Consider the following 25,959-nt stretch of genomic DNA (forward strand, 5'->3'; position numbering starts at 1 on the left):
ACGGCGCCACTGTCGGTGTTCATGGGCGGCGGGCAGGGGTGTAGTCAGTGACACCGGCGGTTCGGGCCGTACGCCCAATGTGGTCGCGGTGCGGCGTCCGTAACTTCGAAGTCGTGGCGCAGAGGGCGCCCGAGGGGAAGGTGCGGATCATGTTTCGTCGTCAGAGCCCGACCGGTGCGGCACGGAGCGCGGAGGCGCTGCGACTGACCGGAGTCAGCAGGGTCTACGGGTCCGGGGGCGGCGCCGTGACCGCGCTGGACGGGGTGTCGCTCAGTCTTCCCGCCGGGTCCTTCACCGCGGTCATGGGCCCCTCCGGCTCGGGGAAGTCGACCCTGCTCCAGTGCGCGGCCGGGCTGGACCGGCCCGACACCGGGCAGGTCGTGGTCGACGGAGAGGAGATGACCGGCGGCACCGAGGCCGCGCTGACGAAGTTCCGCCGCCGGCGCATCGGGTTCGTCTTCCAGCGCTACAACCTCCTGCCGACCCTGACCGTCGCCCAGAACACCGTCCTGCCGCTGAAACTCGCCGGCCGCCGCGTCGACAAGGACCGCGCCCGCGACATCCTCACCCGCGTCGGCCTCGGCGACCGCCTCTCCCACCACCCCGACCAGCTCTCCGGCGGCCAGCAGCAACGCGTCGCGATCGCCCGCGCCCTGGTCACCGACCCCGCCGTCGTCTTCGCCGACGAACCCACCGGCGCACTCGACATCCGCAGCGCACGCGACGTCCTGCACCTGCTCCGCGAGACCGTCCACACCCACGGCCGCACCGTCGTCATGGTCACCCACGACCCCGTCGCCGCCTCCTACGCCGACACCGTGGTCTTCCTCGCCGACGGCCGCCTCGCCGGACACCTCGACCACCCCGCCGTCGACACCGTCGCCGAACGCCTCGCCCACCTCGGCGACACCCTCCACAAGTCCGGTGAGACGTCCGCCGGTTCAGCCGGTGCCGCCGGTTCCGGCGCCCACCCGTTCGCCCGGCCCGCCACCACCAACACCTACGCGGGGGTCTGACCGATGTTCACTCTCGCCATGCGCTCCGTCCGGCAGCGCCCCGGGCGCTTCATCGCCACCCTGCTCTCGACGTTCCTCGGCGCGGTGGTCGTGATGACCTTCAACTCGATGCACGACACCGCGTCCGCCACCCCCGGCATCGACGCGCTCAGCGAGGACACCCTCACCATCGCCGCGAGCGTGGTCGGCGGCTACGGCACCCTCCTCGTCTTCTTCGCCGTCGCCTCCACCCTCACCGTCAACGTCCGCCAGCGCGGCGAGGAGATCGCACTGCTCCGCCGCACCGGGGCGACCCCCGCCCAGATCAAGCGGATGGTCGTCTTCGAGGCCGCCGCCGTGGCGGTCGTCGGGACGGTGCCGGCGCTCGGACCGGCGATGCTCGGCGGCGACCGGCTGCTCGTCCTCTTCAAGGACACCGACCAGGTCGCCCCCGGCGTGGACTTCAGCTTCGGCCCGATCGCGATGGCGTCGGGATTCGCCATCACACTGGTGGCATCCGTCGGTGCCGCGTTCCTCGCGGTACGCCGGGCGACCAAGGCCGCGGCGGGCGGCGCCCGGCCCCGGGGCCGGGCCACGAACTTCGCCGGGGCCGCCGCCCTCGTCCTGGGCGTCGGCGGTCTCTTCTCCACCTTCGCGCTGGACAAGTCGGACCCCGCGCTGATGGCGGGCCCGGTCTACGGCGCCATCCTGCTCGCCGCGGGCTTCGCGGTCCTCTCGCCCGCGATCCTGCGCGTACTGCTCGGCGTCCTGGCCCGTCCCGTCATCGCGCTCACCGGCGCCGGCGGCTATCTGACCGTGCACAACATGCGCCGGCGCGCCTCCCAGCTGTCCGGTGTGCTCATGCCGCTGATCCTCTTCATCGGCATGGCCTGCGCCACCCTCTACATGCAGGCCATCCAGAGCGACGCGGCCGAGGCGTCCGGTATCGCGCCGACCGGCGAGGACAAGAACATCGAGACGCTCAACTACGTCGTCGTCGGGATCATCGTCGTCTTCTCCTGCGTCATGCTGATCAACAGCCTCTACGCGGCGACCACTTACCGCACCAGGGAATTCGGCCAGCAGCGCCTCGCCGGTGCCACACCGGCGCAGGTGCTCGGCATGATCGGTCTCGAATCGGTGATCCTGACCGTGACCGGCGTGTTCTTCGCGACGGTGGCGGCGATCGCCGGAGTCATCCCCTTCAGCATGGTCCGCGTCGACACCGCCACCCCGGACCAGGACCTCGGGATCTGGCTGGTCGTGGTCGGGATCGGCGCCGTCGCGACGATCGCCACCAGCGTCGGCACGGCGTACCGCGCTCTGCGCACCCCGGCCGTCGAGGCGGTGACCCTGGCGGCCTGAGACGACACCGCCTGAGACGGCACCGCGTGAGCCGGCACCGCAAGCCGCCGAGGGGCAGTCGCACACCGCGACCGCCCCTCCGGGCCTTCCTCCTCCGGGCTCCGCCGCCGACGCCGCGACCACGGCGAATCGCCGCGACCACGGCGGCCCTACGGCCGCAACTCCGGTGGCTCGACCCCCGCCCCGACATCCGCGGCCGACCACGTACCCGGTCCGCCCCCCGCGCCGGGGTCGTACGCGCACGGCGCGTACACGCCGCCCTCGAACCGCCCCTGGTGGTCCCGCCACTCGAAGACCGCCCGGATGTCGCCGCCGTCGCCCGACGGGCCCTCGCGCGAGACGCGCAGCTCCAGCCCGTACCCGGCGTGCGCGTCGTTCTCGTACGAGTCGACGTCCCAGCCCCCGTCCCCGAGATGCCCGTGCAGCCGCTTCAGCGCGGACGCCGCCTCGTCCTCGGAGACACCGTCGACCGACCAGCGCTGCGACAGGCTGTACGCGCCGTCCACCGGTTCGTCGGCCATGCTCTCCAGGCCGCCGGGGTAGCAGAGATCGCCGCCCGCCTCGGACCCGACGGCGGTCCCGAAGCCGAGCACCTCGTACGACTCCTGCGACACGTCCCCGATTCGGGTCATCATCGCCCGCGGATCGACGCGCTCGTAGTCCTCCGGTGTCCCGCGCTGCACCGCGTACGTGACCAGGAAGCCGAGTACGAGCAGCACCGGTACGGCGAGCAGTGCCCCGCAGCCGATCGCCACGCCCCGCAGCGCGCCACCGCCGGCGCCCACACCCGCGCCCGCGCCACCGTCCGCACTCCCGTCCGCACTCCCGTCCTCGCCCCCGTCCCCGGTCGGGCGCGCCGAGCCGCCCGGGTCCGCCAAGTCCTTCGTGTCGTTCATAGGGGCGAAGTTATTCCCGTATCCCCGAATGTGGGCATCCGCTCACCTACTCATCCGGCAGCCGGAATCCCCCGGTCCCGCTCGTATGCTCGGACATATGACGACGAGCGCCACGGCCCCCTCCGCCCCCACCGCCAACGCCATGCGCCGCGCCCTCAAACGAGCCAGGGACGGCGTCGCGCTCGACGCCGCGGAGGCCGCCGTCCTGCTCCGGGCGCGCGGCGACGACCTCAAGGACCTCGCCGCCTCGGCCGCACGGGTCCGCGACGCGGGCCTCGAAGCAGTCGGGCGGCCCGGAGTCATCACGTACTCCCGCAAGGTCTTCATCCCGCTCACCCGTCTCTGCCGCGACAAGTGCCACTACTGCACGTTCGTCACCGTCCCCGGCAAACTGCGCCGGGCCGGGCACGGCATGTTCCTGTCGCCCGACGAAGTCCTCGCCATCGCCCGCGAGGGCGCCGAAATGGGCTGCAAGGAAGCGCTGTTCACCCTCGGCGACCGCCCCGAGGACCGCTGGCCCGAGGCGAAGGAGTGGCTGGCGGCCGAGGGGTACGACGACACCCTGGCGTACGTACGGGCCATGGCCGTCCGCGTCCTGGAGGAGACCGGACTCCTCCCGCACCTCAACCCCGGCGTGCTCGGCTGGACCGACTTCCAGCGGCTCAAGCCCGTCGCGCCCAGCATGGGCATGATGCTGGAGACCACCGCCACCCGCCTCTGGTCCGAGCCCGGCGGCCCGCACCACGGCTCGCCCGACAAGGAGCCCGCCGTCCGGCTGCGGGTGCTGGAGGACGCGGGCCGCTCCAACGTCCCCTTCACCACCGGCATCCTGATCGGCATCGGCGAGAACCACGAGGAGCGCGCCGACTCCCTCTTCGAACTGCGCCGCACCGCCCGCGCCTACCACGGCATCCAGGAAGTCATCGTCCAGAACTTCCGCGCCAAGCCCGACACCGCGATGCGCGCCATGCCCGACGCCGAACTGGAGGAACTGGCCGCGACGATCGCCGTCGCCCGGCACATCCTCGGCCCGGCGGCCCGGATCCAGGCCCCGCCCAACCTCGTGGACGAGGAGTACGCGCTCCTCATCGGCGCCGGGATCGACGACTGGGGCGGCGTCTCACCGCTCACCCCCGACCACGTCAACCCCGAGCGCCCCTGGCCGCACATCGACCAACTGGCCGAGCGCACCGCCGCCGCCGGCTTCGAACTGCGTGAACGGCTCACGATCTACCCGGAGTTCATCGCCCGCGGCGAACCCTGGCTCGACCCCCGCCTGATGCCGCACGTGCGCGCGCTCGCCGACCCCGTCACCGGTCTCGCCCGCGAGGACGCCGTACCGGCCGGAATCCCGTGGCAGGAGCCCGACGAGGGTTTCACCGCCACCGGCCGCACCGACCTGCACCGCACCATCGACACCGAGGGCCGCACCGGCGACCGCCGCGACGACTTCGACCACGTGTACGGCGACTGGGACGCCCTGCGCGAGGCCGCGGCGCCCGGCATGGCGCCCGAGCGGATCGACACCGACGTCAGGCAGGCGCTCACCCGGGCCGCCGACGACCCGGAGAAGCTCACCGACGACGAGGCGCTCGCGCTGCTGCACGCGGACGGCCCCGCGCTCGACGCGCTGACCCGGATCGCCGACGAACTGCGCCGTGACGTGGTCGGCGACGACGTCACCTACATCGTCACGCGCAACATCAACTTCACCAACGTCTGCTACACCGGCTGCCGTTTCTGCGCCTTCGCCCAGCGCCGTACGGACGCCGACGCGTACACCCTCTCGCTCGACCAGGTCGCCGACCGCGCCGCGCAGGCGTGGGAGGTCGGCGCCGTCGAGGTGTGCATGCAGGGCGGCATCCACCCCGACCTGCCCGGCACGGCGTACTTCGACATCGCGCGCGCCGTCAAGAAGCGCGTGCCCGGCATGCACGTGCACGCCTTCTCGCCGATGGAGGTCGTCAACGGCGCCTCGCGCACCGGGCTGTCGATCCGCGAATGGCTCACGGCCGCCAAGGAGGCCGGGCTCGACTCGATCCCCGGCACCGCCGCCGAGATCCTGGACGACGAGGTGCGCTGGATCCTCACCAAGGGCAAGCTGCCGACGGCGACCTGGATCGAGGTCGTCGAGACGGCGCACTCGCTGGGCATCCGCTCCAGCTCCACGATGATGTACGGCCATGTGGACCAGCCCCGGCACTGGCTGGGGCACTTCCGCACCCTGGCCGGCATGCAGCGCAAGGCACTTGAGGCCGGGCGCGAGGGCTTCACCGAATTCGTCACGCTGCCCTTCATCCACACCAACGCGCCGGTCTATCTGGCCGGTATCGCCCGCCCCGGCCCCACCACGCGCGACAACCGCGCGGTCATGGCGATGGCCCGGCTCCTCCTCCACCCCTACATCACCAACATCCAGACCAGTTGGGTGAAGCTCGGCACGCAGGGCGCCGCCGAGATGCTGCGCTCCGGCGCCAACGATCTCGGCGGGACGCTGATGGAGGAGACCATCTCCCGGATGGCGGGCTCCGGTTACGGCTCGTACCGCTCGGTCAAGGACCTGGTCGCGATCGCCGAGGCCGCGGGCCGGCCGGCGAGGCCGCGGACCACGCTGTACGGCGAGGTGCCCGAGGAGCGCGTACGGGCGGCGGCGGCGTCGGACGGGCATCTGCCGGAGCTGCTGCCGCTGCTGCCCGAGTAGCCCGGGAGCCGGTCGCGCGGCCGGTCGCCGGACGGGGCGGCGTACGGCGCGGCGGCCGTACCGTCCGGCGTTTGAGGACGAACCGTTCCGTCCCGGCGGGCCCGGATCCGGAACCGGGCCCGCCCGTGCCGAACCGTCCGTTCCCGTTCGATTACAGTGCTGCGCCAGAGCGCGTTCCACGACTCGGAGGGAGGGACGCGTGAACAGGCCAGCCACCGCCATATGGGGCCGGGCGGAACAGCAGGACTTCCGCAGCCGGGTCCGCGGCTGCCTTCTCGGGGGAGCCATCGGCGACGCGCTGGGGGCGGGGGTCGACACGCTCACCCTCGACGAGACCCGGACCGCGCACGGCGCCGAGGGCGTCACCGACTTCGCCCCCGCGTACGGCCGGCGCGGCGCGGTCGCCGCCGCCACACAGCTGACCCTCTTCACCGTCGACGGCCTCATCCGCGCGCAGGTCCGGCGTGACACCGGCGCCTGGCATCCGCCGACCGACGTGCACCGCGCCCATCTGCGGTGGGCCGCGACCCAGAGCGACTGGGGGCCGGACGAACGCCGCAAGGACAACGGCTGGCTCGCCCTGGAGGAGTGGCTCTACGCGCGCCGCGACCCCTCCGTGTCCTGTCTGACCGGGCTCGGCGACGACGTGATGGGCACGCTGGAGAAGCCGAAGAACCCCACGGCGCGCGATCCGGGCGCGGTCGTGCGCTCGGCGCCGTTCGGACTGCTCGTGGGCTGGGAACCGCAGTTGGTCTGCCAGCTCGCGCTGGAGTGCGCGGCGCAGACGCACGGCCATCCCACCGCGTACCTGTCGGCCGGGGCCTTCGCCGTGATCGTGCACGGCGTCGCGCGGGGCGACAGCGTCGACGCGGCGGTGCAGCGGGCACTGGCGCTGCTGACCCAGCGGCCCGGCCACCAGCCGGTCACCGACGCGTTGGGGCAGGCGCTCGGCGCCGTACGGCAGGGGATTCCGACACCCGGCCGGGTCTCGGTGCTCGCGGAGGGCCGGGCGGCGGAGGACGCGCTCGCGGTGGCCGTGTACTGCGCGCTGGTGGGCGAGGACGTACGCCACGGTCTGCGGCTGGCCGTCAACCACGACGGGCCGTCGTCGGCGACGGGAACGCTCTGCGGGGCCCTGCTGGGCGCGATGCACGGGGAGACGGCGCTGCCGCCGGCGTGGCTGGCGGAGCTGGAGGGCCGCGCGACGCTGCTGGAGATCGCGGACGACTTCGCTATGGAGATGACGCAGGGCCCGGCCCTGCACGGCCCGGCGATCACGTCCTCGGGCTGGCTGACGCGGTACCCCCGCGGCGGCTAGCCCTCTCCACGGCGACCACTCCTGCCGGACGCCGGCCGTGACGGGTCCTCAATCGCCGGACGGGCTGAGAACGCACGTGCTGCCCCGGGCCGACGCGTGGCGGGGCGTCTGTCCTCAATGGCCGGACGGGCTTGATGTGTGCCTCGTCCGGCGGGCAATTTCAGCCCGTCCGGCGTTTGAGGACGCAACCGGCCACCGGCCGGGCGCGCTTTGAGCCCGTCCGGCGATTGAGGACGAACCGGCCACCGGGCGGGCCCGGTTGTCAGCCGGGAGCGCCCTCGTGGCCGAGCTGCCTGGTGTCACCCGCCCCCGCCGGCCCCGGCACCGCCGCACCCCCGTCGGACCAGCCGTCGTCATCGTTGTTGATCTTCGCCAGCACCAGATCACGCTCCGGCGTGTCCTCCGGCTTGACGAACCCGATCACCACATACAGCACAAGCGACACCGCGAGCGGGATCGACACCTGGTACTGGAGCGGCACCCCGCCGTCCACGTTCCAGCTGATCGGGTAGTTGACCAGCCAGAACGTCACCAGCCCGATGGCCCAGCTGATCAGCGCCGCCGTGGGACCGCTCCTGCGGAACCAGGGCAGCAGACCCAGCATCAGCGGGATCGCGATCGGCCCCATGAGCCCGGCGACCCACTTGATGACGACCGTGATGATGTCCCCGAAGAAGGGCGAGTTGACCTGAGTGGCGATGGCCATCGACAGACCGAGGAACAGCAGCGTCGTCCAGCGCGCGGCCAGCAGCCCGACCCGGGTGTCCCACTCCCGTACACGGCGCGACACCGCGGGCATGATGTCGCGGGTCACGACCGCCGCGATGGCGTTCGCGTCCGACGAGCACATGGCCATCGTGTGCGAGAAGAACCCGACGATGACCAGACCCAGCAGCCCGTGCGGCAGCAGCTGTTCGGCCATCAGCGCGTAGCTGTCGGCCGGTACGTCCGTGTCGATGAGGACCGGCGCCACCCACATCGGGAAGAACAGCACCAGCGGCCAGAGCAGCCACAGCACGGCGGACAGCACCCCGGACCGCGTCGCGGACTTCGCGGAGTCGGTGGCCATGTAGCGCTGGGCCTGGTTCCACATGCCGCCGTTGTACTCGAAGGTCTTGATGAACAGGTACGCGATCAGGAAGACCATCATGTACGGCCCGGCCAACGGCTCGGCGTGGCCCTGGAGTTCGGGCTCGTCCCAGACGTTCCACAGACTGCTGAACCCGCCCAGCTCCGCCATCACGGCGACGAGCATCGCGATACCGGCGACGAACTGGATGATGAACTGACCCAGTTCGGTCAGGGCGTCCGCCCACAGTCCGCCGACCGTGCAGTAGATCGCGGTGACCGCGCCCGTGATCAGGATGCCCATGTTGAGCGAGACCCCGGTGAAGACGGCCAACAGGGTGGCGATGGCGGCCCACTTGGCGCCGACGTCCACGATCTTCAGCAGGACGCCCGACCATGCGAGCGCCTGCTGGGTGGGCAGGTTGTAGCGGTTCTTCAGATACTCCAGCGGCGACGACACCCGCAGCCGCGAGCGCACCCGGTTGAGGCGGGGCGCGAACAGCCTGGCCCCGATCGCGATACCGATGGCGATGGGGAACGACCAGGTGACGTACGAGGTGATGCCGTAGGTGTAGGCGATGGCCGCGTAACCGGTGAACATCACCGCGCTGTAGCCGGACATGTGGTGCGAGATCCCCGACAGCCACCACGGCATCTTGCCGCCGGCGGTGAAGTAGTCGTGGACGTCGCCCACGCGCTTGTGGGACCAGACGCCGATCGCGACCATCACACCGAAGTAGCCGATGAGCACGGTCCAGTCGAGACTGTTCATGTGCCCCCTCCAGGGGTCCGCCTTGTGAACGTGGGGGTGCACTTCGTCAGTACGTCCGGTCAGCGGCCCCCGTGCGGGAGCGGGGACTTCGGGGATTGAACCGCTAGTCACGGCAGCGGGTCAAGGGTTTCTGCGGTCATAGGTGTGAACGCAAATCAGAAAGCAGAACCATTTTGCTCGTTCTTGACCTCGCGGGGCGTTGTCGTGAACGTGACGGGAACCACACGATGGGCGGGCACTTCGTCAGACTCCGGCCGTCCATGGAGAGGGCCGCGCGGGATGCGGGTCCCGCGCGGGCCGGAAGAGGGGCCCGATCGGCAGACGCGGCGAGAAGCCGGGCGCGTGCGGCGGCGCGGGCTGCCGGGCGGTGAGCCGCTTCCGGGCCCGGAAAAGGTGAGAGCCCCCTCGGCCGGGACGGCGACCAGTCGAGAGGGCAGGGGCTTGGTGGACGTAACTCGCGCCACTCACCAAGGTGTTCAGAGGGTCGTTGTCGACGTCCCTACGGAGTCGGCCACGAAGGTCTCCCAGGCCTTCGGGGCGAAGTTGAGGACGGGGCCCCCGATGTTCTTCGAGTCCCGGACGGAGACCGCCGTCGCGGGAAGTGCGCGGACTTCGACGCAGTCCCCGTTCGCCGAGTAGGTGGACTTCGTCCACTGGGTCAAAGAGGCTCGCTTGTCAACCATGATCGCTCCGGTGGTCGTGCCAGACGTGACACAAATCGATTTACCAGCGCGCCTTATTGCGCTCTGACTTGATCGACGCTACGCGGAGAAATCATTGGTTTCATTCAGCGTTCACTCAACCGAGTGGCAATTACCGAAGCGGCTCACCTCGATGACCCTTGCAAGTGTAGGATGCGCGCTCCTAGTCCTGATGAACCGTCAAATCACCGTCAACTCCCCATAAATACGCCGTCAACTCTCCGTCAACTCGCCGCGTAGTCAGTGGCGATCTTGTTGATGAACTCCCGCGACTGTTCGGCGCTGAGAGCCTTGGCCCGGAGATGCTCGTACATGACTGTGTAGCTCTGTACGTCATTCGCCTTCTCCAGGTAAAGGTCGCTCGTCACTCCTTCCAAGTAGACGACGGTGGCATCCGCCGCTTCCTGGAATTCGAGGATCGCGAATTTCCCGTACATACCCGGATGAGCGCCCACATCGTAGGGAACCACCTGAAGCGTCACATGGGGCTGGGCGCTCAATTGCGCGAGGTGCGCCAATTGCGCGGCCATGATCCGGGGGCTGCCCACCACGCGCCGCAGCAGCGCCTCGTCGATGACCGCCCAGAAGCGCAGCGGGTCGTGGGGGTCCGTCAGCCGGTCCTGGCGCTTGAGCCGGATCTGGATCCGCTTCTCGATGTCGCCGGGTGTCTCCTCGGGCCACATGCCCTCGATGACGGCCTGGGCGTAGTCGCGCGTCTGGAGGAGACCGGGGACGATGAGCGACTCGTACACCCGCAGCGAGGCCGCGTCCGTCTCCAGTCCGATGTAGACGCTGTACGGGATGTCACCGAAAGCGTGCCACCAGCCCTGCTGGCGCGAGTCCTTGGCCATTTGCATGAGCGACTCGACAATGCGGTTGTCCTCGACCTCGTACACACCGCACAGGTCGCGGACATCGCGCTGACTGATGGAACGGCGACCGTTCTCAAGACGGCTGATCTTCGACTGGGAGACCAGCAGGCGCTCCGCCACCTCCTCCGCCGTCATGCCTTTGACCTCGCGGAGCCGGCGCAACTCCTGGCCCAATCGGCGTCGCCTGACGGTGGGATTGACGTTGGACGCCACGGAAACGGCACCTCCTGCTGAGTAACTGCGTAGCGCTGTGTGTCTACGTCTCAGCAGACTGCCACCGATGGGCCCGGCCGCGCTGGAAAACGGCGACAGAAGGGAATGCGCGGGTGGTGAGTGGACACGCCCTGGCCAGGTCCTGTATTCGGGCGCCGGGCGCCGCCGCGCGACGCGGAACGCGCGACGCGCGGGACAGCCTGTTGTCGTCAGGCTGGTCCCGCGCGTCTCTTGCGGCTCCCGAACCGGGTCTCCGGGGACGTCGGCGCGGCGGTTTCCGGTACCGCGTGCTGTCCTGTCGGTGCGTGTTCGTGCTCTCTCGGTGCGGCTCTCTCGGGTCGTGCCTTCAGTGCGCCGCGACGCGGGCCATGCTTCCGCGGTGCGGTTGCATCGGTACGGCCGGAGGGCGGCCTCCCGGTGCGGGATTACGGCGTGGCTGAGCGGCCACACCGTTCTGGACGTCCATCACGGCGTGCGCCACGAGACCGCCCATCGGGTCGTGCCTGATCAGATCCCGGAGCCGGGAGCGCGACGAGCGCCCCTCGTTGCCGGGGTACAGGTGCTTGCCCAGACCGACCGCGTGGGCCAGTGCGGCGAGCGCCGCGGTCCGCGGGTCCGGCGGTACACCGGTGCGGATCGCACTGTCCAGCCGTGACCTGATGTCGCGGCTGATCGCCGTCTCCGTCGCCTGGTAGCGAGTCGTCGGCAGCACTCCGCACATCTGGCCCTCGACGGCATGAACCATGCCGCACCGCTCCAGATGCGAGAGGTAAATCTGACGGAGCCCCAGTCGGGGCCCGCCGATCCAGTGAACTGCGCGAACCGGGCTGCCGCGTCTGCGCAGCAGCTCCAGCGCGGAGTCCAGAGTCGGATCTCCGGTCGGCCGTGGCATCACCACGGCGATACGATCCCCGTCAGGGGCTATCCGTCCTGCCAGAGCCAGCTCTACTAGCTGTGCTCCGGCCAGGCCGAGGTCGAGCGACTGCGGCTGCGCTGTGGTACCCGTGGCCGGGTCCAGAGCGAGCAGCAGAAGCTCCTCCGGAATTGTTCTGCGGCTCCTGCCCATCCATGCCTCCCCGCGTGGATGAATGACAGGGTGACCCCTCTCACATTGGTCTGTCGAGGGTGCCTGGTCGCTTTGTGCGGGAACCGTTATGTATGTCGTTCTCGTCTTGCGCTTGGGCTGTGGTTTCACACAGGACACTGATATTCGGTTCGGAGAGTGCGGCGTAGCGCGCGGAACGCGTCGCACACGCATGAGGAGGCACGGTGGCGGGCGAGTCCCCCGACAAGTCGGAGCAGCGGAAGTCGTCGGGGGAGGCGACTCACGAAAAGGACCCGAGGTTCGCGGTCTTCCGGGAGTCGGCCGCCGCCGGCGAGCCCGACGCGACGAAGGACGTGACGCCGGCCCCTGGTGGTTCCCCGGAAGCCGCTGTCGACCACGCGACGGCCGTGTTCACGGTCAGGGGGTCCGGAGGGGTCTCGGAGGCTCCTGAGCCCGCTGAGACGCCTGTGGCGGCCGTGAAGGGGGCCTCCCCGGGTGAGCCGGAGCCGTCGAAGCCCGAACTGGAATCCACGACCGAACCGAATTCCGGGCCGACCGCGGAGTCTGACTCCGGGTCGGAAGCGCCCCCCACCCCGCGGCCAGAGGTTGCTCTGGCAAACCCGGAGCCGGAGAACGAACCGGACTCGGCCGCGCCTGCCGCTGATGCGGGCGGGCCGGGGTCCGACGGGACCGTGTCCGGCGCGGAGACGGAGTCCGCCGACTCGACGGACGAGCCAGACGGCGAGCGCGGCTCCGCTGCGGAGGCGGGCGCTGCCTCGGCGGACGGGTCCGACACGTCGTCGGAGAGCGAGGCAGCGGGTTCCGGGTCTGCGTCCGGCGAGGAGCCGGTGAGCGCGCCGGGGGCCACCCCCGGCGCGTCCGGGGCGAAGCCCGCCACCGGGGCGCCGGCGGATGTCGCCCCGGCGGAGCCCGCCGAGTCGGTGGGCGAGTCCGAGAGGGCTTCGGCGAAGCCCGGCGCCGAGTCCGGGGCGGATGTCGCTTCGGCGGGTGAGTCCGGGGTTGCCTCGGCCGGGCCCGCCGGGTCGGTGGGCCCGGCCGAGGGTGTTCCGGCGGAGCCGGAGGCTGCCCTCACGGACAGGGCCGACTCCGCGTCGGAGAGCGGGGCAGTCGTTTCCGGGTCCGACCGTTCGAGCGGTGAGGCCGTGTCCGGTGGGGAGGCGGGGGTTGGCTCGGTGGAACCGGAAGGCGAGCCGGGGGGCATCCCTGGCGCGTCCGGGGCGCAGCCCGGTGCCGGGTCCGGGGCGGATGTCGCCCCGGCGGGTGAGGCCGGGGGTGCCCGGTCGGTTGATGGTGAGGCCGTGTCCGGTGCGGAGGCGGGGGCCGCCTCGGCCGAGCCCGAGGGGGCTTCGGTGGAGCCGGAGGCCGCTCCCGCATCGTCGGAGAGTGGGGCAGTCGTTTCCGGGTCCGACCGTTCGAGCGGTGTGGCCGTGTCCGGTGGGGAGGCGGGGGTTGGCTCGGTGGGGCCGGAAGGCGAGCCGGGGGGCATCCCTGGCGCGTCCGGGGCGAAGCCCGGTGCCGGGTCCGGGGCGGATGTCGCCCCGGCGGGTGAGGCCGGGCGGGCTTCGGCGGAGCCGGAAGGCAAGGCGCAGGACGCTCCCGCCACCGATGGGGCCGGTGCCGCGGCGGACGGGGCGAAGGCCGAGACCGGGTCCGGGCCGAAGTCCGGGGTCAGGTTCAAGCGGCCCTCCAGCGCGGAGCCGGGCAGCGACGCGGCGGCCACGCCCGCCGGCGTTGCCGACGCGAAGTCGCAAACCGAGTCCGAGGGTGACCGGCGGACCGCCGTGTTCAAGGCGCCCGAGCGGCCCGGGGCCGATCAGCCCACCACCATGCTCAAGCTGCCGCCGCAGAACCCGGCGCCCGCCTCGGAGTCGCCCGCCGAGCGGACCAGCCAGTTCGTGCCCCTCCGGTCCGACCAGGCACAGCCCACTTCGTCCGCCGCGCCCGCTTCCGGCGTCGCCGAGGCCGAGCGGACCCGGCAGCAGCCCATGCCGCCGCTGCCGCCGCTCGATCTGCTCGCCGAGCTGACCAACAAGCCGGCGCCGCCCGAGACCGCGACCCGTACGGTCGTCAGGCGGGTCAAGATCTGGACGCCGCTGCTCGTACTCGTACTGATCATCTTCGCGGTCGTACAGGCCGTGCGCCCCCTCCCTTCGCCCTCCCTGAACCTGACGGCGAAGTCGACGTACACCTTCGATGGCGACAAGCCCACCCTGCCGTGGCCCGGCGAGGGCCAGGGATTCATGGCGGCCACCGGACTCGGCACCGTCGACTCGTTCGGCGAGCAGAAGGCCGTGCCGATCGGCAGTGTCGCCAAGGCGATGACGGCCTACGTCGTCCTCAAGGACAAGCCGCTCGCCAAGGGCGCCGACGGCCCGTCCATCACGGTCGACGCCAAGGCCGAGGAGGACGGCGGGCTCGACGCGCAGGGCGAGTCGACGCTCAACACCGTCAAGGAGGGCGACAAGCTCACCCAGCACGACGCGCTGGCCGCCCTGATGATCCCGTCGGCGAACAACATCGCGCGCCTGCTGGCCCGTTGGAACGCGGACGGCTCCGAGGAGGCGTTCGTCAAGAAGATGAACGACACCGCCGATGAGCTGGGCATGAAGAACACCAAGTACACCGACCCGTCCGGGCTCGACGCGACGACGGTCAGCTCCGCCGAGGACCAGGTGAAGCTCGGTCAGAAGCTGGTCGAGATCGAGGCGCTGATGGACATCACCAAGCTGCCCGAGTGGAAGGACCCGTCGGGCAAGACCTGGCGGAACTACAACACCCTCGTCCCGTACGACGGCGCGCTCGGCATCAAGACCGGCTCCACCACCAAGGCGGGCGGCAATCTCCTCTTCGCCGCGCACAAGACGGTCGGCGACACCGACCAGTTGATCGTCGGCGCCGTACTCGGCCAGCACCGGGCGCCGATCATCGACACCGTCAACGCCGTGAGCAAGGACGTCATGCTCGCGACGCAGGACGAGTTGGAGGGCGCGACAGTGGTGAAGAAGGGCCAGGTCGTCGGTGAGCTGGACAACGGCATGGGTACGACGGTTCCGGTCGTCGCCACCGAGGACGTGAAGGCCGTCGGCTGGTCGGGCCTCACCGTGAAGCTCGAACTGTCCGACGAGGGCAAGAACCTGCCGCAGTCGGCCGCCGCCGGTACCCACGTCGGCCTGCTCACCGTGGGTGAGGGCAAGAGCCGCGTGGAGGTCGCCGTCGCGCTTCAGGGCGACCTCGCCGAGCCCACGTTCGGCGACAAGCTGACCCGCGTCGGCTGAACCGCCCGCCCAACGGGCACGGGAGGGCGCCGGAAACGGCGTCCTCCCCGACCCCTGCCGCGTGCTAGCGTCCGAGATCCGTCCGCGACCCGGCCGGGATCCGACCGAGGTCAGGGCAGCGAGGCAACTCAGGGCGCGGGGACGGCGTCCTTACTTCCTCCAGGGCCGGACGGACCTCGGGAGGGCCGGCACACCGGGCTGACGGTGAGACGGGGAGAGTCGCAGTGACCACCGCGGAGCCGAAGCGCGCCGACGAGCCGGAGCGCGCAGACGGCAGCATCATCGAGCCCGCAGAGCCGAAGGGGAAGGCGCCAAGGCCCCCCGGGACGCCAGGGGCCCCCGGTCCCGCCAAGGACCTGCGCAGCCGGGTGCTGCGCCACCCCGTCCTGCTCACCGGCACGGTCGCCGGGATCGTGCACCTGATCTGGTTCTTCTTCATCGCCAACAGCGGCGGTGACATCGCCGCCCAGGACGCCTGGGCCGAGTTCGTCGGCCGCCACCCGGACTCCGCGTACAACCTCGCCTGGTACGGCGGGATGCACCCCGTCTCGTACAGCGTCGTCTCGCCGTATCTGATGTCGCTGCTCGGCGTCCGGACGACGATGATGATCGTCGGGACCGTCTCGGCCGCCCTGACCTCGCTGATCCTCTACCGCGTCAAGGCCGTCCGGAATCCGCTGGCGTGCTCGTTCGCCGGGGTCTTCGCCTTCCTCTGCAACGCGCTCTCGGGCCGGGTGACGTTCGGCCTCGGCACGATGTTCGCGCTCGGCGCCGTCGCCGCCGTCTTCTGCTGGCCGCACCGCTGGCGCTACAAGCGCTGGGCCAAGGGCGTGGTCGCCGCCCCGCTCGCCGGTCTCGCGACCGCCTCCAGCCCGGTGGCGGGGCTGTTCCTCGGAGTCGTCGCCGCCGCGCTCTTCCTCAACAAGCGGCGCCCCGGGGCGTACGCGGTCGGGCTCGCCCCGGTCGCCGTCGTCGCGCTCTCCGCCTGGCTGTTCCCCTTCTCCGGCACCCAGCCGATGTCGCTCGGGACGGCGTCGCTGCCCTTCCTCTTCTCCGTCGTCACCTTCTTCCTCGTGCCACGCGACTGGCACACGGTCCGCACCGCCGCCGCCGTCTACGGCATCGGGGTCCTGCTGACCTGGGCGATCGACTCGCAGATCGGCTCCAACGTGTCGCGGCTGGCGATGATCGTCGGCGGTGTCGTGCTGCTCGCCGCACTGCCGTACGCGGCGCCGCGCTCACGCAAGTGGTACGCGCTCGTCCTGGCCTTCGTGGCGTTCAACTTCTGGATCGGTTACAAGGGCGTCGACGACATCATCCGCACCGCCCCCACGGCCTCCTGGACCCGGGAACTGGCGCCGCTGGTGAACGAGTTGCAGGAGGTCGGCGCGGAGCGCGGCCGGGTGGAGGTCGTGCCGGCCAGCAGCCACCGCGAGGCGTCGGCGCTCGCGCCGTACGTCAATCTGGCCCGCGGCTGGAACCGCCAGGCCGACATGGAGCGCAACCCGCTCTTCTACGACGACAGCCTCACCGACGACAGCTACCGCGCCTGGCTCGACCGCTGGGCCGTCGCCTACGTCGTGCTGCCCAAGGGCAGGCCGGACAACGGCGCCGACCAGGAGGCGGAGCTCGTACAGCGCGGCCTGCCCTATCTGAACCACCTGTGGGGCGACGCCAACTGGCAGCTCTACGAGGTCCAGGACCCGATGCCGCTGGCCGACCCGCCGGCCGTCGTGCGGCGGGCGTCGGCGGGCGAGCTGACGATAGAGGTGAAGACCGCCGGGAAGGTGCTGATCCGCATCCCGTACTCGCGCTGGCTCGCCGTCGTCGACGAGAAGGGCGAGAGCCTGGACCGCCCGGAGGAGACGGCCGCGTCCAAGGCGGACGAGGACGGTCCGAAGACGTTCACCAACCCCAACGGCTGTCTGTTCCGGGCGGAGAAGAACACCGAGGGCGACGAGTGGACGGAGCTGCTGGCCCCGCGCCCGGGGACGTACCGCATCGCGGCCCCGTACCAGCTGCGTCCGGGCACGCCCTGCCCGGAGGAACTGCGCGACGAGGGCTGACGACGGCCGTCGCCGGCCGTCGACGACAACGCCGGCCGGTAACGACAACGCCGGCCGGTAACGACAACGCCGGCCGGTAACGACGACGACGGCCGCCCCGCACGCGGCCGGGCGGCCGTCGACTCCCGCCCGGAAGCGGCTCGGCTCCGCCCAGCCCGCGCGGCTCCCCTCAGCCCGGCTCAGAGCCGCTTCGCGCTGCGCAGCGTCTTCGCGTAGTAGCCGTTGCCGTCCAGCCGTGACGTACCGCCCTTGTCGCCGATCGTCGGGCCGTTGACCTCCTCGCGGCTGGAGACGAAGATCTGGTGGCCGTCGGTGTCCACGCCCATGTACATCCCGACGTGGTCGAGCCGCTCCTTGGTCCGCGCGTCGAGCTTGAAGAACACCAGGTCGCCCGGCTGGAGGACGCTGATCGACTTCGGCCGCTCGTACGGCGGCGAGTCGCCCGACAGCTTGATGATGTCCGCGCCGGCGTTCGAGCGGGCCATGCCGTTCGCCGTACGCGGCAGACCGTCACCCTTCTTGTCGTCGGCCATCAGCGGGAACCTGCCCCGGTAGCCGAAGACCGTCCTGATGAAGCCCGAGCAGTCGATGGAGCGGTAGCGCATCTGCTCCGGCTGGATGGTGGTGCCGTCGCGGAAGGTGTACGGGATGCCCAGGTAGTCGTAGAAGTCCGACTGTTCGAGCCGGTAGTCCGCCCCCTCCCTGCCCTCGGGGTTGATCGGGCCGAAGTCGGCGTCGCCCGCGTACGGGGTGCCCTCGCCGTCCTCCTTCACCGGGGCGCCCTCGACGTACTGGAAGGAGTACGCGAACAGATCGTCCTCCTCGCTGCCGAAGAACTCCTCGAACCAGTCCTTGAACCACTTCTCCTTCTGCCCGTCCTTGATCCACGGCTCGGGCATCAGCCGTACCCAGTTCTCCGTCACCACCCGCGACTTGGTGCTCGTCGGCTCGGAGAATGTACGGCTCGGCCCGGTCAGGGTCGCGGTGCGGGCGCCGTCGGTGAAGGTGGCCAGCACGGCTCCGCTCCCGGAGCGCAGCACGGAGCGGGCGGGGTTCTTCAGCCGCTCCCACTTCTGCTCGCCGGACTCCGCGTCCCCCGCGGACGTCAGGTCCGGGGTGTCCGTGATCGCCTGGACGGCGGGCGCCTTCGCCTGTTCGTCCTTGCGGAGTTCGACGGTGAGGTACGCGCTGCCGGCGAGCAGCGCGATGACGGTCACCGCGTGCAGGGCACGTCGGCCGCCACGTTTCTTGGACTTGGCACTCATGAGAGGTCAGCTCCGTCAGGTCCGGGTATCCGGGTCGTGTGGGCGGTCCGGAGGCCGCTCATGTGGTGGGCAGGGCGCCGAGCAGGATGCCGGCGGTGAGGACGACGTACGCCATGAGCGTGACCGTGCCGGTGGCGAGTACGGTCGCGCCCTTCGGCTGCCGGACGAGCTGGTAGGCGATCAGGCCCGGCACGATGAAGCCCAGCGTCTGGTTGGCGTACAGCAGCGGGAACTCCAGCGACAGCACGAGCATCACCGTCGCCTGGAGGAGCACGCCGATGAGGACGACGGCGGAGAACAGCCGCTTGCCGTAAAGGATCACGAAGCGCTGGACGAGCAGCGTGCTCACGTACGTCAGCACGGTCACGCCGACGACCATGGCGGCGCGCTGGAGGTCCTCGACGAGGGTCAGCGCCAGCCAGCCGGGGGTGATCATGCCACCGGGGGAGAGGTTGGTCGTCAGGTAGCAGATCAGGGAGAACAACAGGCCCAGGCCGATACCTATGGCGGCGATCTCGGGCGTGAGAACTGCGGGGATCAACGGGGTTCTCCAGGACTCTGCGGGGGGTGCGGGGTGCGGCCGTACCGGGACTGCTGTTCTGGGCCGGGCTCGGACGGGGCCTTCGACCCGTCCGTGGTGTCGCCCGGCATCCGTACGGGCTCGAAGGGGCCGCGGGGCCGGGCGGGCCGCTGGTTCTGGTACCGCTGCTCGTACGCCTCGGGGTAGGGCTGGTACGGGTCGATGTGCGGCGAGTAGCGGTGGAGCGCCAGCGTCTCCTCGTGGCGCGGGTGCGCGGCGGCGGCCGGCGGGTTCGGGGACGCCTGCCCGGACGACGGCGGGGGCACCTGCTGGGGCGCCTGTGCGCCAGGCCGGGCGGCGGTCAGCCGGGCCACCAGTTCGGCGGCCGGTTCGATCGCCCGCCGGGGGGACTGGTCCGGCACGACCACCGGGAGCGCCGCCGTCGCCGCCGGATCACCGGCCGGGTCGGGCACCGCGACCGCCGTCGAGGCGGCAGCCGGGGCGGCCGGACCGGGGGCGGTTACGGCGCCCCGGACATCGCCCGGGACATCGCCCTGCGCCGGGTCCGGTGTCTCGTCCGCCGGCAGCTCGGCGAGCTGTTCGAGCAGCAGCTCGCCCTGGCCGTGGATGTTGCCGATCGCGACCAGCGAGGAGTCCGGCCCGAGCCGCGACAGCAGCTCCCGCATGAACTCCTCCGGATCGCGCTTGTCACCGCCCAGGTCCACCGCGCGCGAGCGCCACTCGGCCGGGATCGCGTCGATCGCGCTCTTGGCCGGGTGCCCGATGACGAAGACCTGGTCGGGCTGGAGGTCGGGGACGATCTCGCCCATCTGGCCGTTGCGCTCGACGCGGTCGGGACGGCAGTTGATGACCACGTTCAGCGGCCGGTGGATCGCCCCCAGGTCGAGGAGCTGGTTGATGTTCATCAGCGTCGACTCGGGGTCGTTCGCCGCGAAGACGTTCGCGAACCGCAGCCGCTTGCCTTCCGGCGTGACGTACCGTTCGACCGAGAGGACCCCCGGGTCCGGCGGGGCGTCGTACATGCCCTGGAGCGCCGTCTCGCGCTCCACGCCCAGCAGTTCGGCGACCTTCAGCGCGATGGCCACGTTCTCCTTGAAGGTGAACCAGCTGAAGCCGCGCAGCTCCTCGTCGCTGACCGTCTCCGGATCGGCGTAGATCAGCCGGCAGTTCCGCGCGTCGGCCTCCCCCTGGAGGATGTCGAAACGATCCTTCTCCGCCGTGACGCAGATGCCGTCCTCGGGCATCGAGCGCGACAGCGAGCGCGCCACGTCGTCCAGCGTCGGGCCCATCTCGGCCAGATGGTCCTCACGGACGTTGCACAGCACGCCGATCGTGGAGCGGATCAGCTTGGACTGGTTGATCTCCTGGAGCGCCGGCATGACGGCCATGCACTCGATGACCAGCGCGTCCGGGTTGTACGACGCCGCGCGGCGGACGATCCCGATCTGCTCCACCACGTTGGCGATGCCGAACTTCCGGTAGACCGGCTCCTCGGTGGCGTCCGGGTGGATGAAGCGGGCGGCCGTGCCGGTGGTCTTCGCGACGGTGATCAGATCGCCGCCGCGCAGCGCGCCCGCGCAGAGCCGGGTGATGGAGGACTTGCCGCGGATGCCGTTGACGAGCACCCGGGTGGGGATGCGGTTCAGGTTGGTGAAGTGGCGGTGCTGCTCGACGACGCCCGCGACCAGCAGGAACGCGCAGCAGACCATCAGTACGGAGTAGAGGAAGAGCACGGGTGGTCAGTTCCTTCCGGCGGGTGCCTGGGCCGGTGTCCGGTCGGGGACGCCGCTCGGGGCCGTCGTCCCCGAGCCGTCCCGCCTGCGCTGTTCGAGCACCTGCTGTCGGAGCAGTTCCAGCGAGCGGGCGATGGCGCCGACCTCGTCGTGGTGGCGTGGGTAGAGCACGGTGCGGCGGTCGCCGCCCGCCAGTGACTCGGCCTGTTTCGCGACCTCGCGCAGCGGCCGTACGACGACGATGTGCAGCCAGCCCAGGCACGCGGCGGCGGCGGTGAGACCGAGCAGACCGGCCAGGACGGTGCGGTTCTGGAGGTTGTACTCGGGGATGGCGAGCCCGGCGGCCGGCTGCCAGCTGACCACCATCCAGTTGAGCGAGCTCGCCGCTCCGCCACCGACGAACGGGGCCGCGCCGGCGACCTGCACGCCGCCTCCGTCGCGGTAGACGACGGCGCCCGCGCGGGCGCTCAGGCCGGTCTTCTGTCCGGTGCCGGCGGCCAGTTCGTCCAGCCGTGCCGAGGGCAGGTGCTCGAAGGCCAGATAGCCCGAGTTGCCGCCGAGGACCCGCCGTTCGGCGTCGACGACGCGGATCTCTCCGAGCCCCGGCCGCTTGAGGAGGGAGTTGATGAAGTCGATGCGGAACTCGCCGACGACCGTGCTGCCGTCGCGTCCCGACAGCTCGGCGTAGCTCGCGATGACGGGCTCCGTGCCGGAGTCGTTGAGGACGGTGATGTCGTCGGCGAACGGTCTGCCGTCCTCGCCGCCGCCGTCCTTGCCCCCGTCCTGCCCGTCCCCCTTGCCGCCGTCCTCGACTCCGCCGTCCTCGACTCCGCCGTCCGCGGACTCGCCGGACAGCCGGGGGGACTCGCCCGAGCGGGCCACGATCGTGCCGTCCGCCGCGCGTACGTACAGCGAGCGGTAGCGCGCGTGCTCGTTACGGGTGCGGTCCAGCACCTTCGTCATGTCCTCGGGCGAGGTCCGCTCACCGAGCAGACCGGCGACGGACACCAGGTCCGCGTGGCCCTCGTTGAGCGAGCGGCGCACCCGGTCGGAGAGGGTGTCGGTGCGCTCGCGCTGGTCGTTGGTGATCTGTTCCGGTACGACGGCGGTCGCGTCGGCCCGGTTCACCAGGAGCAGCATCGGGCCGGACCAGACGAGCAGCAGGACGCCGCAGACGACGAGCAGGGCGCGGGCCCCGATCCGGCCCCGGCGCCGGCCGGCCCCGGCCGCGTCCGGCTCGGCGCGCTCGCCGAGGAGCTGGCGGCGCAGCCGCTCCAGCGACTGTCCGATCCGGGCGGCCTCGCCGTGGCGGGGCACTCGGACCGGCCGGGTCAGATCGCCCCGGGTGAGGCGGCGGCTCTCCAGGAACAGCCGCAGCAGCGGCCGCTGGACCGTACCGAGCAGGACGCCGACGGCGAGAGCGCCGATCAGCAGCAGCGCGCCCGCGGCCAGCAGCCCGAACAGCGGGTCGGTGACGCGCGTCGGGTCCTCGGCCACGTCCACCATCGCGACGACCGTCAGTCCCAGCGAGGTGGCGACGGTGCCCTTGCCGGGTTCCGGGCCGGTGAGCGCCGCGTAACCGGCGACGGCACGGTCACCCTGGAAGGTGTCGCCGCGCAGACTGCCGCTGACGCCGGTGTAGCCGCCCTCGCCCGGCACGTTGGCCTTGAGGGGGTGCTCCTCGGCCCGCTTGGCGGCGACCTCGGCGAACGCCTTCAGCTGCTTCCTGGACCGCTCGACACCGGTGCGCTGGTCCTCGGTGAGGACCTGCTCGCTCTCCGGGATGCCGTCACTGCTGAGGATGCGTCCGGTGCTGTCGACGACGGCGATGGAGCGGAACTTGCCGAGGCTTATGCCGGGGAAGCGCAGGCTGCTGGAGGCGATGAGCAGTTGCTGGGGCTGCCCCTCCCAGGACAGCAGCTGCAAGGAGAGCAGCCGGGTCTCGCCGTTGGCGAGGCGCACCATACGGGGGCTGAGACCGTCCTTCTCGGAGAGCCTTGCGGTGTCGATCGCGGAGACCGGGACGTTCTCGCCGCGGGCCGCGAGCATCTTGCCCGAGGAGATCTCGACGACGGCGGTGCCCACCCACTTCTGGTAGACGCTGCCGATCTTGTCGACGACGGCGTCCGGCTGCGCCGGGTCCCCCGCGTTGAACAGTCCGGCGGTTCTCGCCAGGTCCGCTGCGCTCTCGTCGATGGAGGCGCGCATGGCCACCGCGCCGTCCTCGGCGAAGTGCTGCTGCGAGGTCATGACGGCCTTCGGCACGGACTCCTCGCCCGCGCGGCCGAAGCCGAGGGCGGTGACTCCGGCGAGGCCGAGCAGCAGCGCGGACAGGATCGCGATGGGTGGGCGGATACCGCCCAGGAGGGACATGTCGGCCCGTCGGCGGACCTTGTGCCGTCGCTTCGCGGGCGAAGCGGCCATGAGCGTTCCCTTTCGGATGTTCGTGATCGGCGGGCGCTGTGCGTGCGTGCGGGCGCGCGGAGAACAGCCCCAGCCGGAAGGGTCCGACTCGCAAGCCTTGGCGAAGGTTGCACGAAGAGTTACGGGTGTGATCTACGCGACGTTTGGACCGAGTGATTCCGTCAACGCGCGCGAGACGTCACGGTTTCCGCCCGATCGGGCGCACGCACGCCACCGCGTGCTCGCCCCATCAGGCGTCCACCGCCGGACACGCACCGGCACCGGGCGCACACGGCCGGACGCGCGCCGCAGGACACGCACCGGGGTTCGGGCGCACACCGCGCGCCCGGCCCACCGCCGCGCCGCCGCGCGCGCTCAGCCGGGCAGCTCGCTCAGCGGACGCAGACCGTCGTCGGCGGCACCCCGGTTGAGCATCGTGCCCCGGGTGCGTTCGAAGGCGAGCCGGTACTGGGCGCGCTCCTCCACCGACAGATCCTTCTCCGCGCGCAGCGCGCCCGCGATGTCCAGCAGCCGGTGGTCCCTGGCCGCGCCCTTGCCGCCCGCTTCGCCCGCGCCGTCCCCGTCCCCCTCGTCGCCCTCCTCGGGCGGGATGGTGACGAAGGTCGGCGCGTACCGGGCCTCCACGTCCCAGCCGCCGCCGGACTTCTCGCGGAACTCGAACCAGCCGATGGCGCCTTCCTCGGTCAGCCCGGACGGCACGTCGTGCCGGGCGAGCTGGTTCCCGAGGCCGTACGCGATCCAGGTGCCGTCCACCTTCTCCATCGGTTGCACCACGTGCGCGTGATGGCCGACGACCAGGTCGACTCCGGTCTCCTGCGCGATCCGCCGCCCCAGTCTGAGCTGCGAGGCGCTGGGGTCGGGATGGTGCTCGCGACCCCAGTGGATGCTGAGGATCACCGCCTCCGCGCCCGCCTTGCGGGCGGCCTTCTCGGCGGCGGCGATGGCATCGAACGAGTTCTCGTTGGCGAGCCAGGGCTTGTCGGCCGGTATCTCTCGGCCGTTGAACCCGAAGGCGTACGACAGCTGCGCGACCCGTACGCCCTTCACGTCCACGATCAGCGGCTTCGCGCCCTCGGCGGCGCTGCGCGCGGAACCGGTGTGCTTCAGCCCCGCCGCGTCGAGGGCGTCGAGGGTGCGGGTGACGCCCTCGGCGCCGTCGTCCAGCGTGTGGTTGGACGCGGTCGAGCAGGTGTCGTACCCCGTCTCCTTGATCGCGGTGGTGATCTGCGGCGGCACCAGGAAGTCGGGGAAGCTGCGGAAGGGGCCCTTCGGCCCGGCGACGACCGGCTCGAAGTGACAGATCGCCAGGTCTGCCCTGCTGATGACGGGCTTCACCCCGGCCATGATCTTGCCGAAGTCCGGGTCCGGGACATCGTCGCCGACCTTCTTGCCGACCGCCTCGGGGACCTGTGTGACACCGGCGTCCCGGTACGCCTGCTCGGTCAGCTGCGGGTGGATGAGGATGTCGCCCGCGGCGGCGACGGTGAACGCGGGATCGCCCTTGGGTGCCGCGTCGTCGCTCCGGCCGCCGACGGCGGAACAGCCGGCCGCGGTCGTCGCGAGGAGCGCGAGCACGAGCGCGGCGCTGCTTCGGGGCAGGCGCGGACCCCGGTCGAAGAAGTGTCGGTGTGGTGTCACCCTGATATTTTCACTACAACATGAGCCCCGATCCGACCAAAAAGGTAACGGTAACGACAAAAGTGGCCCGAAAAGCCCTGCTCTTCGTGCTCCTTGTGGCGGCTTTCGCCGTCTTCGTCCCGGTGCTCGACAGATCCCGGACCGACGGCCCGCTGCCCGGCCCCGGCCCGACCGAGGCCGCGGCCGGCCTGGAGAGCCTGCTCGCCTCGTACGCCACCGACGTCGTCGCCGACGCCCGCTACCTGCCGCCGGACCGCGCCGAACGCGAGACCCTGGCGCGGGGCGTCGCGCTGTACGTGGACGGCGAACACGAGCGCGCCGCGCGCGGACTGGCCGAGGTCGGCTTCGGCGTACGGATCGTGCGGGACACGCCGCAGGACGGGGACGGGCCCGGCCGCCGGTACGCGGAGATCGCCGACCGCACCGACGAGACCCGGCGCGGCTGGGGACGGGTCTACGTCGACCTGGACTCCGCCCCGCGCTACAGCGTCCAGGTCCCCCACCCGGTCGCCGACGCCTACACCGACCGGCTCGGCGCCGGCGTGCTGCGCGGCGCCCCCGGCGGCGTACTGGTCGTCGCCGGCGCCCACCGCAGGGCGGGCGAGGGGAACGCGGCCGACGTCGCCCACCGCCGCGACACCGTCTTCCACGCCGTCGCCGCCGAAGTCGTCGACCGCGGGCTCCCCGGCATCCAGGTGCACGGCTACGCCGACAGCAGCGTCCCCGGCCGCGACGTCGTCGTCTCCACCGGCGCGGGCGACCACGGTCTGCCGCGGGCGCGCACCCTCGCGGGCGCGCTGGACGGCGACGGGTTCCGGGTCTGCCGGGCCTGGGAGGAGAAGTGCCCGCTCGAAGGCCGCAACAACACACAGGGCAGGCTCGCGGCGGCGGAGGGCGTGCCGTTCCTGCACATCGAGGTGAGCCGGGCCGTACGGGGCGACACCGCCCGCGCGGCCCGCGCGGTCGCGGCGATGGCGGCGGCGGTCCGCGAGTGGGGCGCACGCACCGGAAATTGACCTGCGGACGGTCCGCCCGCTGATGCACAGTGAC

Annotated in this window: 16 protein-coding genes and 1 pseudogene; 7 read left to right on the forward strand and 10 right to left on the reverse strand. The window is 71.4% G+C overall.

The window, feature by feature from the left end:
* Nucleotides 1-149 precede the first annotated feature (149 nt).
* Complete coding sequence (locus ACZ61E_RS11495; RefSeq protein ID WP_469699365.1) at nt 150-1,016, forward strand: ABC transporter ATP-binding protein; 867 nt, start codon at nt 150-152, stop codon at nt 1,014-1,016.
* Between the two features lie 3 nt (nt 1,017-1,019).
* The gene (locus ACZ61E_RS11500; protein WP_469699366.1) at nt 1,020-2,360 is read left to right on the forward strand and encodes an FtsX-like permease family protein; all 1,341 of its coding nucleotides are present in this window, start codon (nt 1,020-1,022) and stop codon (nt 2,358-2,360) included.
* 149 nt (nt 2,361-2,509) lie between these two features.
* Here ACZ61E_RS11500 and ACZ61E_RS11505 read toward each other — a convergent pair whose 3' ends face one another.
* Nucleotides 2,510-3,256 carry a hypothetical protein gene (locus tag ACZ61E_RS11505; protein WP_469699367.1) on the reverse strand — a complete coding sequence of 249 codons (747 nt, stop codon included), beginning with the start codon at nt 3,254-3,256 and terminating at the stop codon, nt 2,510-2,512.
* Between the two features lie 97 nt (nt 3,257-3,353).
* On the opposite strand from ACZ61E_RS11505, the gene ACZ61E_RS11510 reads away from it, so the two are divergent.
* Together ACZ61E_RS11510 and ACZ61E_RS11515 are read left to right on the forward strand one after the other, a co-directional pair.
* Entirely contained in the window at nt 3,354-5,957 is a 2,604-nt protein-coding gene (locus ACZ61E_RS11510; RefSeq protein ID WP_469699368.1) for a bifunctional FO biosynthesis protein CofGH, read from the forward strand.
* 199 nt (nt 5,958-6,156) lie between these two features.
* A complete protein-coding gene (locus ACZ61E_RS11515; protein ID WP_469699369.1) occupies nt 6,157-7,275 on the forward strand; it encodes an ADP-ribosylglycohydrolase family protein in 1,119 nt (372 codons plus the stop codon).
* Between the two features lie 262 nt (nt 7,276-7,537).
* Here the strand turns inward: ACZ61E_RS11515 and ACZ61E_RS11520 are convergent, their stop codons facing one another.
* The 4 genes from ACZ61E_RS11520 to ACZ61E_RS11535 all read right to left on the reverse strand — a co-directional run bounded on the left by ACZ61E_RS11520 (nt 7,538) and on the right by ACZ61E_RS11535 (nt 11,967).
* Entirely contained in the window at nt 7,538-9,115 is a 1,578-nt protein-coding gene (locus tag ACZ61E_RS11520) for a sodium:solute symporter family protein (protein ID WP_469699370.1), read from the reverse strand.
* 476 nt (nt 9,116-9,591) lie between these two features.
* On the reverse strand, nt 9,592-9,798 hold the full coding sequence (locus tag ACZ61E_RS11525; protein ID WP_469699371.1) for a DUF397 domain-containing protein: 207 nt from the start codon (nt 9,796-9,798) through the stop codon (nt 9,592-9,594).
* A gap of 242 nt (nt 9,799-10,040) precedes the next feature.
* Nucleotides 10,041-10,901: a helix-turn-helix domain-containing protein gene (locus ACZ61E_RS11530; protein WP_469699372.1), complete on the reverse strand. Its 861-nt coding sequence runs from the start codon at nt 10,899-10,901 to the stop codon at nt 10,041-10,043.
* 346 nt (nt 10,902-11,247) lie between these two features.
* Complete coding sequence (locus ACZ61E_RS11535; protein ID WP_469699373.1) at nt 11,248-11,967, reverse strand: GOLPH3/VPS74 family protein; 720 nt, start codon at nt 11,965-11,967, stop codon at nt 11,248-11,250.
* A 1,964-nt stretch (nt 11,968-13,931) separates the two neighbouring features.
* Between ACZ61E_RS11535 and ACZ61E_RS11540 the strand changes: the two are divergent.
* Nucleotides 13,932-15,242, forward strand: a pseudogene (locus tag ACZ61E_RS11540) (hypothetical protein); the annotation flags it as partial.
* 281 nt (nt 15,243-15,523) lie between these two features.
* A complete protein-coding gene (locus tag ACZ61E_RS11545; RefSeq protein ID WP_469699415.1) occupies nt 15,524-17,308 on the forward strand; it encodes an MFS transporter in 1,785 nt (594 codons plus the stop codon).
* A 179-nt stretch (nt 17,309-17,487) separates the two neighbouring features.
* Here the strand turns inward: ACZ61E_RS11545 and ACZ61E_RS11550 are convergent, their stop codons facing one another.
* From ACZ61E_RS11550 to ACZ61E_RS11570, 5 genes are all read right to left on the reverse strand, one after another.
* Entirely contained in the window at nt 17,488-18,573 is a 1,086-nt protein-coding gene (locus ACZ61E_RS11550) for a C40 family peptidase (protein ID WP_469699374.1), read from the reverse strand.
* A gap of 58 nt (nt 18,574-18,631) precedes the next feature.
* Nucleotides 18,632-19,114: a poly-gamma-glutamate biosynthesis protein PgsC/CapC gene (locus ACZ61E_RS11555; RefSeq protein ID WP_469699375.1), complete on the reverse strand. Its 483-nt coding sequence runs from the start codon at nt 19,112-19,114 to the stop codon at nt 18,632-18,634.
* Complete coding sequence (gene pgsB, locus ACZ61E_RS11560; protein WP_469699376.1) at nt 19,111-20,847, reverse strand: poly-gamma-glutamate synthase PgsB; 1,737 nt, start codon at nt 20,845-20,847, stop codon at nt 19,111-19,113. The genes ACZ61E_RS11555 and pgsB overlap by 4 nt, the downstream gene beginning before the upstream one ends.
* 6 nt (nt 20,848-20,853) lie before the next feature.
* A complete protein-coding gene (locus tag ACZ61E_RS11565; protein WP_469699377.1) occupies nt 20,854-23,271 on the reverse strand; it encodes a HAMP domain-containing protein in 2,418 nt (805 codons plus the stop codon).
* Between the two features lie 354 nt (nt 23,272-23,625).
* Nucleotides 23,626-24,870 carry a CapA family protein gene (locus ACZ61E_RS11570; protein ID WP_469699416.1) on the reverse strand — a complete coding sequence of 415 codons (1,245 nt, stop codon included), beginning with the start codon at nt 24,868-24,870 and terminating at the stop codon, nt 23,626-23,628.
* 101 nt (nt 24,871-24,971) lie between these two features.
* Here ACZ61E_RS11570 and ACZ61E_RS11575 point away from each other — a divergent pair, with 101 nt between their 5' ends.
* Nucleotides 24,972-25,925 (forward strand): hypothetical protein, encoded by a 954-nt coding sequence (locus ACZ61E_RS11575; protein ID WP_469699378.1) that lies wholly within the window; start codon nt 24,972-24,974, stop codon nt 25,923-25,925.
* Nucleotides 25,926-25,959: the final 34 nt, after the last annotated feature.

It is taken from the genome of Streptomyces sp. NPDC104581, assembly GCF_055583685.1.

Excerpts from the sequence above, each read along its gene's own strand:
- ACZ61E_RS11495 (WP_469699365.1), top strand. The coding sequence starts at position 150 with ATGTTTCGTCGTCAGAGCCCGACCGGTGCGGCACGGAGCGCGGAGGCG.
- ACZ61E_RS11500 (WP_469699366.1), top strand. The coding sequence starts at position 1,020 with ATGTTCACTCTCGCCATGCGCTCCGTCCGGCAGCGCCCCGGGCGCTTC.
- ACZ61E_RS11505 (WP_469699367.1), bottom strand. The coding sequence starts at position 3,256 with ATGAACGACACGAAGGACTTGGCGGACCCGGGCGGCTCGGCGCGCCCG.
- ACZ61E_RS11510 (WP_469699368.1), top strand. The coding sequence starts at position 3,354 with ATGACGACGAGCGCCACGGCCCCCTCCGCCCCCACCGCCAACGCCATG.
- ACZ61E_RS11520 (WP_469699370.1), bottom strand. The coding sequence starts at position 9,115 with ATGAACAGTCTCGACTGGACCGTGCTCATCGGCTACTTCGGTGTGATG.
- ACZ61E_RS11525 (WP_469699371.1), bottom strand. The coding sequence starts at position 9,798 with ATGGTTGACAAGCGAGCCTCTTTGACCCAGTGGACGAAGTCCACCTAC.
- ACZ61E_RS11535 (WP_469699373.1), bottom strand. The coding sequence starts at position 11,967 with ATGGGCAGGAGCCGCAGAACAATTCCGGAGGAGCTTCTGCTGCTCGCT.
- ACZ61E_RS11550 (WP_469699374.1), bottom strand. The coding sequence starts at position 18,573 with ATGAGTGCCAAGTCCAAGAAACGTGGCGGCCGACGTGCCCTGCACGCG.
- ACZ61E_RS11565 (WP_469699377.1), bottom strand. The coding sequence starts at position 23,271 with ATGGCCGCTTCGCCCGCGAAGCGACGGCACAAGGTCCGCCGACGGGCC.